This is a genomic window from Streptomyces sp. NPDC002076 (genome assembly GCF_053593835.1).
The window spans coordinates 176,457-192,039 of sequence record NZ_JBSFDI010000007.1; the positions used below are offsets into that span (position 1 = coordinate 176,457).

Here is a 15,583-nt window from a genome sequence, read left to right on the forward strand (position 1 = left end):
GGATGCCTCTGGCTTGCTGCGGATGCCTCTGGCTTCGAGGAAGAACTGATCCAGCGGGACCCGGACCTGCTGAACATCCGGAGGCGGATCTTTCCCCGCCCGCGTCCCGCCCGCCCTGATCGGGAAGTCCAGGGGCCTTTTCCCTCAGCACTCGATGATGTTGACCGCCAAGCCGCCCCGCGCCGTCTCCTTGTACTTCACGGACATGTCCGCGCCGGTGTCCTTCATGGTCTTGATGACCTTGTCCAGGGACACCTTGTGGGAGCCGTCGCCGCGCATGGCCATCTTCGCGGCCGTGACCGCCTTCACCGCGGCCATGCCGTTGCGCTCGATGCACGGGATCTGCACCAGGCCGCCGACCGGGTCGCAGGTCAGGCCGAGGTTGTGCTCCATGCCGATCTCGGCGGCGTTCTCGACCTGCTCCGGGGAGCCGCCGAGGACCTCGGCCAGCGCGCCCGCGGCCATCGAGCAGGCGGAGCCGACCTCGCCCTGGCAGCCGACCTCGGCGCCGGAGATCGAGGCGTTCTCCTTGAAGAGCATGCCGATCGCGCCCGCGGCCAGCAGGAAGCGGACCACTCCGTCCTCGTCGGCGCCGGGGACGAAGTTGATGTAGTAGTGCAGGACCGCCGGGATGATGCCGGCCGCGCCGTTCGTGGGGGCGGTCACCACCCGGCCGCCGGCCGCGTTCTCCTCGTTCACCGCCATCGCGTAGAGCGTGATCCACTCCATGGCGTGGGCCAGCGCGTCGCCCTCGGCGCGCAGCTGGCGGGCGGAGACGGCCGCGCGGCGGCGCACCTTCAGGCCGCCGGGCAGGATGCCCTCGCGTGACATGCCGCGCCGGACGCACTCGCGCATCACCCGCCAGATCTCCAGCAGGCCCGCGCGGATCTCCTCCTCCGTGCGCCAGGCCCGCTCGTTCTCCAGCATCAGGGAGGAGATCGACAGGCCGGTCTCCTTCGTCAGGCGGAGCAGCTCGTCGCCGGTGCGGAAGGGGTACTTCAGGACCGTGTCGTCCAGCTTGATCCGGTCCGCGCCGACCGCCTCCTCGTCCACGACGAAGCCGCCGCCGACCGAGTAGTACGTCTTCGACAGCAGCTCCGCGCCCGAGGCGTCGTACGCCCACAGCGTCATGCCGTTGGCGTGGTACGGCAGGGCCTTGCGGCGGTGCAGCACGAGATCCTTGTCGAAGGAGAAGGGGATCTCGTGCTCGCCGAGGAGGCTGATCCGGCCCTCGGCCTTGATCGCCTCCACGCGCGCGTCCGCCGTCTCCACGTCCACCGTGCGCGGCGAGTCGCCGGTCAGGCCGAGCAGGACGGCCTTCGGTGTGCCGTGGCCGTGCCCGGTCGCACCCAGGGAGCCGTACAGCTCCGTCCGGACGGTGGCGGCCTTTTCCAGCAGCCCTTCGTTGCGCAGGCGGCGGGCGAACATCCGCGCCGCACGCATCGGGCCGACCGTGTGGGAGCTGGACGGGCCGATGCCGATCGAGAACAGGTCGAAGACCGAGATGGCCACGGTCACTCCTCAAGACAGGGGGTGGCGGGGCACCCTCCGGGATCTCCGTCGGGCGCCCCACCGGGGACTTACTTGTCCGGGCCTACTTGTTCAGGCCCGGGTACAGCGGGTGCTTGTCGGCGAGCGCCTTCACGCGCGCCTTGAGGGCCTCCGCGTCGTAGGACGGCTTCAGCGCCTCGGCGATCACGTCCGCGACCTCGGCGAAGTCCTCGGCCGTGAAGCCGCGGGTGGCGAGGGCGGGCGTACCGATCCGCAGGCCCGACGTCACCATCGGGGGACGCGGGTCGTTCGGGACCGCGTTGCGGTTGACCGTGATGCCGACCTCGTGGAGGCGGTCCTCGGCCTGCTGGCCGTCCAGCTCGGACTCGCGCAGGTCGACCAGGATCAGGTGCACGTCCGTGCCGCCGGACAGCACGTTCACCCCGGCCTCGCGCGCGTCCGCCGCCATCAGGCGCTCGGCGAGGATGCGGGCACCCTCCACGGTACGACGCTGGCGCTCCTTGAACTCCTCCGAGGCGGCGACCTTGAAGGAGACCGCCTTCGCCGCGATCACGTGCTCCAGGGGACCGCCCTGGAAGCCCGGGAAGACCGAGGAGTTCAGCTTCTTCGCGAAGTCCTTGCCGCGGGCGAGGATGATGCCGCCGCGCGGCCCGCCGAGCGTCTTGTGCGTGGTGGAGGTCACCACGTCGGCGTACGGCACCGGGTTGGCGTGCAGACCGGCCGCGACCAGGCCCGCGAAGTGCGCCATGTCGACCCACAGGTAGGCCTCGACCTCGTCCGCGATCCGGCGGAACTCCGCGAAGTCCAGCTCGCGCGGGTACGCCGACCACCCCGCGATGATCACCTTCGGGCGGTGCTCCTTGGCGAGCCGCTCGACCTCGGCCATGTCGACCAGGCCGGTTGCGGCGTCCACGTGGTAGGCGACCACGTTGAACTGCTTGCCGGAGAAGTTCAGGCGCATGCCGTGGGTCAGATGGCCGCCGTGCGCCAGGTCCAGGCCGAGGATGGTGTCCCCGGGCTGGGCGAGGGCGAACAGGGCCGCCTGGTTGGCGGAGGCGCCGGAGTGGGGCTGGACGTTGGCGTACTCGGCGCCGAACAGCTCCTTGATCCGGTCGATGGCGATCTGCTCGGCGACGTCGACGTGCTCGCAGCCGCCGTAGTAGCGGCGGCCCGGGTAGCCCTCGGCGTACTTGTTGGTGAGGACGGAGCCCTGCGCCTCCATCACCGCGAGCGGCGCGAAGTTCTCGGAGGCGATCATCTCCAGCGTGGACTGCTGGCGGCCGAGCTCGGCGTCGACCGCGGCGGCGATCTCCGGGTCCAGCTCGTGCAGGGACGTGTTCAGGACGGTCATACGGCTACGACTCCTCAGCCGGCGGTCTCGGCGGCGTACTCGTCGGCGGAGAGCAGGTCGGCCGGCTCCTCCGCGACGCGCACCTTGAACAGCCAGCCGCCCTCGAAGGGGGCCGAGTTCACCAGCGACGGGTCGTTGACGACGTCGTCGTTGACCTCGGTGACCTCACCGGTGACCGGCGAGTACAGGTCGGAGACCGACTTGGTCGACTCCAGCTCGCCGCAGGTCTCGCCCGCGGTCACGGTGGAGCCGACCTCGGGGAGCTGGGCGTAGACCACATCGCCGAGCGCGTTGGCCGCGAACTCGGTGATGCCGACCGTCGACACGCCGTCCTCGGCGGGCGACAGCCACTCGTGCTCCTTGCTGTAGCGCAGCTGCTGGGGGTTGCTCATGACCTGAATTCTCCTGTACGCGCGGGAGTGCTGATGAAGGGGGGACTGCTGAGACCGCTGGTGAGCAGCGGAAACGTGCGCTGGGTCACACAGTGACCGCGCCCAGTGTCTACTTCTGCCGCTTGTAGAAGGGCAGCGCCACGACCTCGTACGGCTCGTGGCTGCCCCGGATGTCCACGCCGACGCCCTCGGTGCCCGGCGCCGCGTGCACCGCGTCGACGTAGGCCATGGCGATCGGCTTGCCCAGGGTGGGGGAGGGGGCGCCGGAGGTGACCTCGCCGATCACCTCGCCGCCGGCGACGACGGCGTACCCGGCACGCGGCACCCGGCGGCCCTCGGCGATCAGCCCGACGAGGACGCGCGGCGGGTTCGCCTCGGCCTTGGCGGCGGCCTCGGTGAGCGCCTCGCGCCCCACGAAGTCGCCCTCCTTCTCGAACTTCACCACCCGGCCGAGCCCGGCGTCGAAGGGGGTGAGCGAGGTGGTCAGCTCGTGCCCGTACAGCGGCATGCCCGCCTCCAGGCGCAGGGTGTCCCGGCAGGACAGGCCGCACGGGACCAGGCCGACGCCCTCGCCGGCCTTGGTCAGCGCCTGCCACAGCTCGACCGCGTGCTCGGGCTTCACGAACAGCTCGAAGCCGTCCTCGCCGGTGTATCCGGTGCGGGCGATCAGGGCCGGGACGCCGGCGACCGTGCCGGGCAGGCCGGCGTAGTACTTCAGGCCGTCGAGGTCGGCGTCGGTGAGGGACTTCAGGATGCCGGGGGACTCCGGGCCCTGGACGGCGATCAGCGCGTAGGCGTCCCGGTCGTCGCGGACCTCGGCGTCGAAGCCGGCGGCGCGCTCGGTCAGCGCGTCCAGCACCACCTGGGCGTTGGAGGCGTTGGCGACGACCATGTACTCGGTCTCGGCGAGCCGGTAGACGATCAGGTCGTCCAGGATGCCGCCGTCGGCCTGGCAGATCATGGTGTAGCGGGCGCGCCCCACGCCGATGGAGGCGATGTTGCCGACCAGCGCGAAGTTCAGGAAGGCGGCCGCCCCGTCGCCGGTGACGGTGATCTCGCCCATGTGGGAGAGGTCGAAGAGACCCGCCTTCGTCCGCACGGCGATGTGCTCGTCGCGCTCGGAGCCGTAGCGCAGCGGCATGTCCCAGCCGGCGAAGTCGGTCATCGTCGCACCGAGCGAGCGATGCAGGGCATCGAGCGCGGTGTGGCGCAGCTCAGTGGGTTCGGTACTGCTCATCGGTCGGTCGTCTCCCAGGAAGCAGGACGGGCGAGGAACGTTCCTCCCCATCTGTCATCGGAACCTGAGAGGTTCGCCACGACCGCCACGGGGACGATCACGGCTTGCACCTTGGGTGGAGCCACTGTCGCAGCAGCCCGCTTTTCAGATGTGCCTCGCCCGCGCGGTAACGGGGCCTGAGAGATTCAAGGGAGGGACTTGCTCCTTCGGCGTCCCAGCGAAGCTGCTGGGAACTCTCCCGCGCGGATTCAAGCGGCCGGTATGCAGTTGGCGGCCACATCATCGCACGGCGAGCGGGCTTTTGTAACCGACCTGTGGCAGGACGCGGACCCCGCCAACGACATCGTCCATTACCTTCTCTTTACACAGTCGGGCAATGAAGATTACCGGGCCGACAGGGGAGGACGATCACGGTGAACAGGACCCCGGTGTACGCCACCGCCACCACCACCGGCATCGCGGTGCCGAGGCAGCGTCCCGTCCCGGCCCCGGTCGTCCGGGACCTGCGGGACCGGGCCGGCCGCGGCCCGCACGCCCTGGCCTTCGGCCCCCGCGACCTCGCCGTGATCACCGGCTTGCCCGGCAGCGGCAAGTCGACCCTGATGCGGCGCGCGGTCACCGGCGCCCGCATCGACTCCCAGGACACCCGCGACCGCTGGGCGGCCCGCCTGCCGGCCTTCCTCCCCTACACCCTCTACCGCCCCCTGGTCCGCCTCGCCCACTACGCCGGTCTGCGCCGCGCCCTGCGTACCGGCGAGGGCGTCGTCGTGCACGACTGCGGCACCCAGTCCTGGGTGCGCGCCTGGCTCGCCCGGGAGGCCCGCCGCCGCGGCGGCACCCTTCATCTGCTCCTGCTCGACGTCACCCCCGAGACCGCGCGCGAGGGCCAGCGCGAGCGCGGCCGGGGCGTCTCCGGCTACGCCTTCCGCCGCCACCGCCGTACCACCGCCCGGCTGCTCGACGCGGTCGAGCGCGGCGAGCTGCCCGCGGGCTGCGGTGCGGCCGTGCTGCTGGACCGGCCGGCGGCAAACGCCCTGCGGCGGATCGCCTTCACAAGGTGAGGCACTGTCACAGCCACCCGCTAGCCTTCATGGTCACAGCAGTGGTTCCCAGCAGGCGGTAGGCAGATGGACTTCCCGGCGGACATTCCCGCGGACTTCCCGGCACAGGCGCACCCCCAGCCGCACGGCGGCTGGCCCGGCAACGAGCTGGAGGAGGTGCTCTCGGCCTCCCTCGGCATGCCCGCCGCGGCCGGCCGGATCATCGAGGTGCTGGGCCGGAGCCTGCTCTGGATCCCGCTGCCGAGCGGCGGCGGCCCGGACAGCGGCCCGCTCGACCTGCCCACGCTGGACACCGACGGCCAGGCGTATGTCCCGGTGTTCAGCTCCGAGGAGCAGCTGCGCCAGGCGGCCGGCTCCCACATGCCGTACACCATCGCCCCGGCCGTGGAGTTCGCCCGCGGCCTGCCCGCGCAGATCGGCATCGCGGTGAACCCCGACGCGCTGGTCGGCATCCCGCTCCCGCCTGCGGCGGTGGCCGAGCTGTGCCGCACCGGACGTACCCCGCTCGACGGCCCGAACAGCGGCGCCCGGGTCCGCCTCTTCGAGCCGGACTGGCAGGACGACCCGGTCGACTTCCTCTCCGCCGCGTCCGCCGAGTTCGCCGAGACCGGCGTGGTGCGCACCGCCCGCCGCTGCCTGGCCGCCATAGAGACGGACGAGCCGGTGATGTTCGTGGGCGTCGAACTCTCCCAGTGGGAGGGCGACCTGCGCGCCCTGCCCCTCCAGGCCCTGGGCAGGGCCCTCGGCAAAGTCCCGGTCAAGTGGCCGGTCAACCTGGTCCTCCTGGACGTGACGGACGACCCGGTGGCCGAATGGCTGAGGTCGCACGTCCGGCCCTTCTACCAGTACGGCCACTGAGCCGGCCCAGGGACGCGGGGCTGTACCGACATGCGGGTACGCCGCGTCGGCGCGAGTACCACCCGCGCACCCGTACTCGCGCACGGACACAAGGCCCGGGGCTATCGGGCGCATAAGCTGTCTCCCAACACCGGGGCACAAAAAGAAGGGCACGACAGGTGAGCGCGAGCCACAGCGGCAGCGTCGGCGTGGAACACACGCTGCGCCAGGTCACCCCCGGCCGCTACGACGCCTACGAAGCCCTGCTCCGCGCCCTCGCCACCCCCTCCTCCGGTCAGATCTGGATGCTCCTGTGGCACGGCCAGGCCGGCTCCCCGGACGCCCAGTACGGGAACATGGAGGTCGACGGCTTCCAGTACGCCCCCTGTGTCACCTCCGCCCAGGAGCTCTCGGCCAGCGGCTGGAACCGGTCGTACGAGGTCGTCGACGGACTCGACGTGGCCCGCACCCTCTACCCCGACCACTACGGCCTCTGGCTCAACCCGCACGCCCCGGGCGGCGGCGTCGGCATCCCCTGGCTGGACCTGCGCCGCATCGCCACGGGCCTGGACCGCCAGCCCGCGGGCCCGCTCCGGCTGACCGAACCCGGCATCGAGATCCCGCAGTTCTACGCCCTGCTCGCGCAGAACGCGCATCGCACCCCGGCCCTGCGCACCCTGCGCCGCGCCTGGGTGCAGCCGGCGCTCGGCGCGCCGTACCTCGCCATCGGCCTGGACGTGTACGACACCTCCCCGGCCGCGGTCGACTCGGTGCGGGCGATGATGCAGCAGTCCGTCGGCGCCGTACCGGAGGGCCTGCCGGTGTCCACCGTCGCGATGACCGACGACTACGACCCGGTCGTGATGTGGATGCGGATCAACGCCCGCCCGTTCTACGACCGCGAGGCCCACGCGGCACCGGCGCCCGCGCCCGACCCCGGGTACGGGTACACGAGCCCGAGGCCCTACTGAACACCCGCCCGATGTGACGCCGGTCACGATGGCGGGTCCGGCGGCCTCGATCGGTCGCAACTGCCCTGTTTGCGCGCCCGATTAGGGCCGGAACGCCCCTTGATGTCCACGTCCGACAGGCGATCTTCCCTGTTCGGATAACGGAATCCCCTAGGCGGCATCACGTTTACGCATACTTTCTCCATCAGGCCTGGCGCGTGATCGAGAGCGCGTTGAAGACTCGCCTCTCAAGACGCGAGGCCATCGATCCTGTGATCGAACCAATCACGGGAACAGCTGGCTCTCAGGGCCGTCACCCAGGTGCGGCCGGCGCAGGTAAGTGAACCAAGCCGCCCACAGCGGCGGACAAAGGCCGGTCACCACCGGCGAGAGGGGTCAGGTCAACTGTGACCGCACCGATCGAGACCACCGGGGCAGAGGCCGGAGCGCCTCCCGAGTCTGTGCTCGCCGGGGCCAAGAAGAGCCAGATCGAAGGGCGTTCACTCAGCCAGATCGCCTGGACCCGGTTCAAGCGGGACAAGGTGGCCGTGGCGGGCGGCGTCGTCGTCATCCTGCTCGTGCTGATGGCGGTGCTCGCCAAGCCGATCGAGTGGATCTTCGGGCTCGACCCGGACAAGTTCAACCAGGATCTCATCGACCCGGCGCTCCTCGCGCCCAAGGGCGGCTTCGGCGGCATGAGCTGGGCCCACCCGCTGGGCGTGGACCCGCAGTACGGCCGCGACATGCTCGCCCGCATCATCGACGGCTCCTGGGTCTCCCTCCTGGTCGCCGGTGGCGCCACCCTCCTCTCGGTGGTCATCGGAACCGTACTCGGCGTCATCGCCGGCTACTACGGCGGCTGGGTCGACAGCATCATCAGCAAGCTCATGGACACCTTCCTGGCGTTCCCGCTGCTGCTGTTCGCCATCGCCATCTCGGCCTCCGTGCAGGACGGCTTCTTCGGACTCAACGGTCTGCCGCTGCGGATCTCCGTGCTGATCTTCGTGATCGGGTTCTTCAGCTGGCCGTACATCGGGCGTATCGTGCGCGCTCAGACGATGACCCTGCGCAGGCGGGAATTCGTCGAGGCCGCCACCAGCCTGGGAGCCCGCGGCCCGTACATCCTGTTCCGGGAACTGCTCCCCAACCTCGTCGCGCCGATCCTCGTCTACTCGACGCTGATCATCCCGACGAACATCCTCTTCGAGGCCGCGCTGAGCTTCCTCGGAGTCGGCATCGCTCCGCCGCAGGCCTCCTGGGGCGGCATGCTCAGCAACGCCGTGGATCTCTACACCGCAGATCCGCAGTACATGTTCGTGCCCGGACTGGCGATCTTCATCACCGTCCTGGCATTCAACCTGCTGGGTGACGGGCTGCGTGATGCGCTCGACCCTCGCAGCAAGTGATCCATCGATAGAGGGGGTCTTCCTCAACGTGAAGACGAGAAGGGTTATCGCCGCCGTGGCATCGGTCACGGTGCTCTCCCTGAGCGCGGCCGCGTGCGGCGGCGGGGGCGGCAAGAGCAGCAGTGGCGGCAACGGAACGAAGGACGCGGCGCTGGACTCCATCGTCAACGCGTCGAGCAAGAAGGGAGGCACGCTCAACCTGGAAGACTCTGACGTGCCGGACTCCCTTGACCCGGGCAACACCTACTACGGCTTCGTGCAGAACTTCTCGCGCCTGTACGCGCGGACGCTCGTCACGTTCAAGCCGGCCGCGGGCAAGGACGGCCTCACGGTCGTCCCGGACCTCGCGGAGTCCCTGGGCACGCCCAGCAAGGACGCCAAGACCTGGACGTACCACCTGCGTTCGGGCCTGAAGTTCGAGGACGGGACCCCGATCACGTCCAAGGACGTCAAGTACGCGATCGAGCGCTCCAACTTCGCGCCCGAGGCCCTGTCCAACGGCCCGACGTACTTCAAGGCGTACCTGCAGGGCGGCGACAAGTACAAGGGCCCGTACAAGGACAAGAACGGCCTGGCGTCCATCGCCACCCCGGACGACCGCACGATCGTCTTCCACCTGAACCAGCCGTTCGCCGACTTCGACTACCTGGCGACCTTCTCCCAGACGGCCCCCGTGCCGCAGGCGAAGGACGACGGTGCGAAGTACGTCCAGCACATCGTGTCCTCCGGCCCCTACAAGTTCGCGTCGTACGAGGAGGGCGCCAGCGCCAGCCTCGTCCGCAACCCGAACTGGGACCCGAAGACGGACCCGATCCGCAAGGCCCTGCCGGACAAGATCAACGTCAAGTTCAAGGTCAACCCGGTCTCGATCGACAACGACCTGCTGGCTGACAAGATCACGGCCGACATTGCCGGCGCCGGTGTGCAGCCGCAGACCCAGCCGAAGGTCCTGAACGGCAAGTACGCCAAGCAGACGGACAACTCCTACGCCGGCGCCACCGGTTACATGGCGCTGAACCTGCACGTCGCGCCGTTCGACAACGTGCACTGCCGCAAGGCCGTGCAGTGGGCGGTCGACAAGCAGTCGGTGATCGACGCCATGGGTGGTTCGCCGAAGGGCGACGTGGCCACCACGCTGCTGCCGCCGTCCGTCAACGGCTACACCAAGTTCGACGAGTACCCGTCCGCGGGCCACAAGGGTGACGTGGCCAAGGCCAAGGACGAGCTGAAGCAGTGCGGCAAGCCGAACGGCTTCTCCACCACGCTGACGGCCCGTTCCGACCGTCCCTCCGAGATCGCGGGCGCCACGGCCATCCAGAACTCCCTGAAGGCCGTCGGCATCAACGTCGACATCAAGCAGTTCCCGTCCGGCAAGTACTTCTCCAACTTCGCCGGTGTCCCGAGCTACGTCCACCAGCACAAGCTCGGCATGATGATGATGGCGTGGGGCGCCGACTGGCCGACCGGCTACGGCTTCCTCGACCAGATCATCGACGGCAGCGCCATCAAGCCCTCGGGCGGCAACAACCTGATGGAGCTGAACGACCCGAAGATCAACGCCGCTCTCAAGGCGGCCATCGGCAACACCGACAGCGCGGCCCGCACCAAGGCCTGGGGTGACATCGACAAGATGGTCGCCGACAACGCCTCGGTCGTCCCGCTGATCTACCGCAAGAACCTGCTGATCAGGCCCACGTCCGCGACCAACGTCACGGTGACGCAGGCGTACCTCGGCATGTACGACTACCTGCTGCTGAGCTCCTCGAAGTAACAGCAGGCCGGATACCCCTGAAAGGCAGGTGAAGGCACCGGGTGGCCGGGGCGGACACACCCCGCCCCGGCCACCCGGAGCCGCACAGCTGTGGCTGCGTACATCATCCGACGCGTCTTCGGCGCATTGGTACTGCTGCTGGTGGTCAGCGCAGTCACCTTCGCCATCTTCTTCCTGGTCCCCCGGCTCGGCGGCCAGACAGCCACCCAGCTGGCCACCCAGTACGTCGGCAAGGACGCCAACCCCGCGTCCGTCGCCGCGATCAAGCACAACCTGGGACTCGACCAGCCCATCTACGTTCAGTACTGGGACTACATCAAGGGCCTGTTCGTGGGCGCCGACTACAAGTTCGGCCCCGACGCGACGCACTGCAGCGCCCCCTGCTTCGGGTACTCCTTCAAGAGTCACGTCGAAGTGTGGCCCCAGCTCCAGCAGCGCATCCCGGTCTCCTTCTCGCTGGCCGTCGGCGCGGCGGTGATCTGGTTGATCTTCGGTGTGACGACCGGTGTCGTCTCGGCGCTCCGCAAGGGCAAGCCGGTGGACCGCATCTCGATGTTCATCGCGCTCGCCGGCGTCTCGCTGCCGATCTTCTTCACCGGCCAGGTGATCAACGCGCTGTTCGTCTACCAGTGGCCCATCTGGGACAGCACCGACTACGTGCCGTTCACCCAGAACCCGGCCGACTGGGCCTGGCACCTGCTGCTGCCCTGGGTCAGCCTCGCGTTCCTCTTCTCCGCCACCTACGCCCGGCTCACCCGGGCGGGCATGCTGGAGACGATGAGCGAGGACTACATCCGGACGGCACGCGCCAAGGGCCTCAAGGAGTCCGTGGTCGTCACCAAGCACGGGCTGCGTTCCACGCTCACCCCGATCGTGACCATCTTCGGCATGGACTTCGGCACCCTCATCGGTACCGCGGTGCTCACCGAGACCGTCTTCTCGCTGCAGGGTGTCGGCGCGTACTCCATCCAGGCCATCAAGGACAACGACCTGCCCATCGTGATGGGCGTGACCCTGGTCGCCGCGTTCTTCATCGTCTTCTGCAATCTCCTCGTCGACCTGGTGTACGCAGCCATCGACCCCCGCGTGAGGTACTCGTGAGCAAGCTCGAAAAGGCGGCGCTCGGCGAACCGGCCGGCTCCGCCCCCTCCGACGCCGACGACGCGTTCCTCTCCGTACGCGATCTGCGCATCCACTTCAACACCGACGACGGCCTGGTCAAGTCGGTGGACGGTGTCAGCTTCGACGTGCGCCGGGGCAAGACCCTGGGCATCGTCGGTGAGTCCGGTTCCGGCAAGTCCGTCACCTCGCTCGGCGTGATGGGCCTGCACCGCGCGGCCAACGCCCACGTCTCCGGCGAGGTCTGGCTGGACGGCCAGGAACTGATCGCCGCCGACCCGGACGAGGTCCGGCGGATGCGCGGCCGCAAGATGGCGATGATCTTCCAGGACCCGCTGTCCGCGATGCACCCCTACTACACGGTCGGGGCGCAGATCATCGAGGCCTACCGGGTCCACCACAAGGTCAGCAAGAAGGTCGCCAAACAGCGGGCGATCGAGATGCTGGACCGCGTGGGCATCCCGGAGCCGGCCAAGCGTGTCGACGGCTACCCGCACGAGTTCTCCGGGGGTATGCGCCAGCGCGCGATGATCGCGATGGCGCTGGTGAACAACCCCGAACTGCTCATCGCCGACGAGCCGACCACCGCCCTGGACGTCACCGTCCAGGCGCAGATCCTGGACCTGATCCGGGACCTGCAGAAGGAGTTCGGCTCCGCGGTCATCATGATCACGCACGACCTCGGTGTGGTCGCCGAGATGGCCGACGACCTGCTGGTCATGTACGGCGGCCGGTGCGTGGAGCGCGGGCCGGCCGAGGAGGTCTTCGCCGCGCCCCGTCACCCCTACACCTGGGGCCTGCTCGGCTCGATGCCGCGGCTGGACCGGGAGGAGACCGACCGGCTCATCCCGATCAAGGGCTCCCCGCCCTCCCTCATCAACGTCCCGTCCGGGTGCGCCTTCAACCCGCGCTGCCCGTACGCGGACATCCCGAAGGACAACGTCACCCGCACGGTCCGCCCCGAGCTGACCGAGGTCGGCAGCGGGCACTGGGCGGCCTGCCACATGACGCAGGAGCAGCGGGAGCGTATCTGGACCGAAGAGATTGCGCCGAAGCTGTGAGCGACGAAAAAGTGAGCATCCCCGCGCAGAGTGACGGTGCCACCGCCGAGGACACCGCCGTCTCCGACGGCGAGATCCTGCTGAAGGTGACCGGACTCCAGAAGCACTTCCCGATCCGCAAGGGCCTGCTGCAGCGGCAGGTAGGGGCGGTGCGCGCCGTCGACGGCATCGACTTCGAGGTGCGCAAGGGCGAGACCCTGGGCGTCGTGGGCGAGTCCGGCTGCGGCAAGTCGACCATGGGCCGGCTGATCACCCGGCTGCTCGAACCGACCGCGGGCACAGTGGAGTTCGAGGGCAAGGACATCACGCACCTCGGCGTGGGCGGTATGCGTCCCATGCGCCGCGATGTGCAGATGATCTTCCAGGACCCGTACTCGTCGCTGAACCCGCGCCACACCATCGGCACCATCGTCGGCGCTCCCTTCAAGCTCCAGGGCGTCGAGCCCGAGGGCGGCATCAAGAAGGAAGTGCAGCGGCTGCTGTCGGTGGTCGGCCTCAACCCCGAGCACTACAACCGCTATCCGCACGAGTTCTCCGGCGGCCAGCGCCAGCGCATCGGCATCGCCCGCGCGCTGGCCCTGAAGCCGAAGCTGGTGGTCGCCGACGAGCCGGTGTCCGCGCTGGACGTGTCGATCCAGGCGCAGGTCGTGAACCTGCTGGACGACCTCCAGGAGGAGCTGGGTCTGACGTACGTGATCATCGCGCACGACCTCTCGGTCGTCCGGCACGTCTCGGACCGGATCGCGGTGATGTACCTCGGCAAGGTCGTGGAGCTCGCCGACCGGGACTCGCTGTACAAGGCGCCGATGCACCCGTACACCAAGGCGCTGATGTCGGCCGTCCCGATCCCCGATCCGCAGCGGAAGCACACGAAGAGCGAGCGGATCCTGCTCAAGGGCGACGTTCCCTCGCCGATCGCGCCGCCGAGCGGCTGCCGCTTCCACACCCGGTGCTGGAAGGCGACGGAGATCTGCCGGACCACCGAGCCGGCGCTGCTGGAGCTGAGGCCCGGTCAGCGGGTCGCCTGCCACCACCCGGAGAACTTCGCGGACCAGGCCCCGCAGGACACCGTTCTGCTCTCCGCGGCCAAGGAGGCGGCCGAGCTGGTCTCCGACGAGGTCCTCGCGGAGTCGGCGGAGACGTCGGCGGCGGTGGCGGCGGAACTGGCCGAGGAGTCCGCGGAAGCGTCTGCCGAGGAGGCCGCCGAGGAAGCAGCCGAGCCGGCCGCCGAGGAGACCTCCGAGACTTCCGAGGAGTCCGCCGAGGCGACCTCTGAGGCATCCGCCGAGGCCGCCGAGACCGAGTCCCAGGAGTCAACCGACAAGTAGCACATGACAACTGGGCAAAGTCATGTACATGCCTGAACGGGAGAGCGCACAGTCGTCCGTGTCCGACCACTGATCGGTACACGCTCGAAAGGGACGACTGATGGCACTCTCCCGTTCGGCACGTCTGGGGACCGCCCGCCCGTCACCCACCACCACCCTCAAACGACGCGCTACGCGCGGAGGCTTGGTTTTGACCGCGGCGGTCTCCTTCCTCGTCATCGCCGCCGCGCCCGCCCCCACCCCCGGCGCCCCCGGCGTCGAGGACCCCTACTTCCCCAACCTCGGCAACGGCGGCTTCGACGCCCTCCACTACGACCTCGACATCGCCTACGCCCCCGACACCGGCCGCCTGGACGGCCGTACGACCCTCACCGCGCGCGCCACCCAGAGCCTCTCCTCCTTAGACCTGGACCTCCAGCAGCTGAATGTCAGCGGCGTCGAAGTCGACGGCAGACACGCCCAGTTCACGCGCACCGGGGACGAACTCGTCATCACCCCGCGCCACAGCCTCGCCCGGGGCCGCACCTTCCGGGTCACCGTCACGTACGGCGGCATACCCGAGCCCCTCAGCGGCCCCATCGTGTTCGGCTCCAAGTACGGCTGGATGAAGACCGCCGACGGCGTCTTCGTGGCCTGCGAGCCCAACGCCGCCTCCACCTGGTTCCCGTCCAGCGACCACCCCGCCGACAAGGCCACCTACGACATCCGGATCAAGGCGCCGAAGGGCCTGACCGGTGTGTCCAACGGCCGGCTCGTGTCGACGTACGACAAGGGCGGCTCGACGTACACCCACTGGCGCGAGTCGCGGCCCATGGCGACCTACCTCGCGACCGCCACCATCGGGAAGTTCGACGTGCGCACCGGGCGCACCCCCGGCGGCATCCCGATCTACGTGGCGATCGATCCGGTGCTGAAGAACAGCAACAGCGTCGACGTGTACGCCGTCACCGCCGCCGCCACCGACTACTGGTCGCAGCTCTTCGGGCCGTACCCGTTCGAGGAGACCGGCGCGATCGTGGACGACATGCCCGAGGCCGGGTTCTCGCTGGAGGTGCAGAGCAAGCCCGCCTACTCGGCCGTGCGCAACGAGACGACCATCGTGCACGAGCTGGCCCACCAGTGGTTCGGCGACTCGGTGAGCGTGGCGCAGTGGAAGGACATCTGGCTCAACGAGGGCTTCGCCACCTACGCCCAGTGGCTGTGGGCGGAGCACCAGGGGACCAGGTCGGCCCATGACTCCTTCCGCGCCGCCTACGACGCCCGCCCCGCCGACTCGTCGTTCTGGCAGATCAAGGTCGCCGACCCGCAGCGCGACACGATGTTCGCCTCCGCCGTCTACCAGCGCGGCGCGATGACGCTGCAGATGCTCCGGGAGCGGATCGGCGACCGGGCCTTCTTCAAGCTGCTGCCCGCCTGGACCAGGCTCCACCGGTACGGCAACGCGGACACCGCCGACTTCATCCGCCTCGCCGAGCGCGTCAGCGGGCGGCAACTGGGCGACCTGTTCGACAACTGGTTGTTCACCACAGGGAAACCCGCCCTGTGACCTGGCTTTGTA

At 69.3% G+C, this 15,583-nt stretch carries 13 protein-coding genes and 2 riboswitches; of the genes, 9 read left to right on the forward strand and 4 right to left on the reverse strand.

Annotation, left to right across the window (positions count from 1 at the left end):
* Window positions 1-144: 144 nt before the first annotated feature.
* The 4 genes from ACWCQS_RS17380 to gcvT form a co-directional block, all read right to left on the reverse strand.
* A complete protein-coding gene (locus tag ACWCQS_RS17380; RefSeq protein WP_451005208.1) occupies window positions 145-1,512 on the reverse strand; it encodes an L-serine ammonia-lyase in 1,368 nt (455 codons plus the stop codon).
* Window positions 1,513-1,594: 82 nt separating this feature from the next.
* Window positions 1,595-2,863 (reverse strand): serine hydroxymethyltransferase, encoded by a 1,269-nt coding sequence (gene glyA / locus ACWCQS_RS17385; protein WP_451005209.1) that lies wholly within the window; start codon window positions 2,861-2,863, stop codon window positions 1,595-1,597.
* 14 nt (window positions 2,864-2,877) lie between these two features.
* Entirely contained in the window at window positions 2,878-3,255 is a 378-nt protein-coding gene (gene gcvH / locus ACWCQS_RS17390) for a glycine cleavage system protein GcvH (RefSeq protein ID WP_451005210.1), read from the reverse strand.
* Between the two features lie 109 nt (window positions 3,256-3,364).
* Window positions 3,365-4,492: a glycine cleavage system aminomethyltransferase GcvT gene (gcvT, locus tag ACWCQS_RS17395; protein ID WP_451005211.1), complete on the reverse strand. Its 1,128-nt coding sequence runs from the start codon at window positions 4,490-4,492 to the stop codon at window positions 3,365-3,367.
* Between the two features lie 41 nt (window positions 4,493-4,533).
* Window positions 4,534-4,646: riboswitch (glycine riboswitch) on the reverse strand.
* Window positions 4,647-4,743, reverse strand: a riboswitch (glycine riboswitch).
* Between the two features lie 162 nt (window positions 4,744-4,905).
* On the opposite strand from gcvT, the gene ACWCQS_RS17400 reads away from it, so the two are divergent.
* From ACWCQS_RS17400 to ACWCQS_RS17440, 9 genes are all read left to right on the forward strand, one after another.
* The gene (locus tag ACWCQS_RS17400; protein ID WP_451005212.1) at window positions 4,906-5,553 is read left to right on the forward strand and encodes an AAA family ATPase; all 648 of its coding nucleotides are present in this window, start codon (window positions 4,906-4,908) and stop codon (window positions 5,551-5,553) included.
* 66 nt (window positions 5,554-5,619) lie between these two features.
* Window positions 5,620-6,411, forward strand: a complete 792-nt coding sequence (locus ACWCQS_RS17405) for an enhanced serine sensitivity protein SseB (RefSeq protein WP_451005213.1) — start codon at window positions 5,620-5,622, stop codon at window positions 6,409-6,411.
* Between the two features lie 158 nt (window positions 6,412-6,569).
* On the forward strand, window positions 6,570-7,361 hold the full coding sequence (locus ACWCQS_RS17410; protein ID WP_451005214.1) for an enhanced serine sensitivity protein SseB C-terminal domain-containing protein: 792 nt from the start codon (window positions 6,570-6,572) through the stop codon (window positions 7,359-7,361).
* A gap of 386 nt (window positions 7,362-7,747) precedes the next feature.
* Window positions 7,748-8,746 carry an ABC transporter permease gene (locus ACWCQS_RS17415; RefSeq protein WP_451005215.1) on the forward strand — a complete coding sequence of 333 codons (999 nt, stop codon included), beginning with the start codon at window positions 7,748-7,750 and terminating at the stop codon, window positions 8,744-8,746.
* A 28-nt stretch (window positions 8,747-8,774) separates the two neighbouring features.
* Window positions 8,775-10,517 carry an ABC transporter substrate-binding protein gene (locus ACWCQS_RS17420; protein ID WP_451005216.1) on the forward strand — a complete coding sequence of 581 codons (1,743 nt, stop codon included), beginning with the start codon at window positions 8,775-8,777 and terminating at the stop codon, window positions 10,515-10,517.
* Between the two features lie 90 nt (window positions 10,518-10,607).
* On the forward strand, window positions 10,608-11,618 hold the full coding sequence (locus tag ACWCQS_RS17425) for an ABC transporter permease (RefSeq protein ID WP_450980471.1): 1,011 nt from the start codon (window positions 10,608-10,610) through the stop codon (window positions 11,616-11,618).
* Window positions 11,615-12,697, forward strand: a complete 1,083-nt coding sequence (locus tag ACWCQS_RS17430; protein WP_450980470.1) for an ABC transporter ATP-binding protein — start codon at window positions 11,615-11,617, stop codon at window positions 12,695-12,697. Before ACWCQS_RS17425 ends, ACWCQS_RS17430 begins: the two co-directional genes overlap by 4 nt.
* An 11-nt stretch (window positions 12,698-12,708) precedes the next feature.
* Complete coding sequence (locus ACWCQS_RS17435) at window positions 12,709-14,025, forward strand: ABC transporter ATP-binding protein (RefSeq protein ID WP_451005217.1); 1,317 nt, start codon at window positions 12,709-12,711, stop codon at window positions 14,023-14,025.
* Between the two features lie 100 nt (window positions 14,026-14,125).
* Window positions 14,126-15,571 (forward strand): M1 family metallopeptidase, encoded by a 1,446-nt coding sequence (locus ACWCQS_RS17440; protein WP_451005218.1) that lies wholly within the window; start codon window positions 14,126-14,128, stop codon window positions 15,569-15,571.
* The last annotated feature ends 12 nt before the right edge of the window (window positions 15,572-15,583 follow it).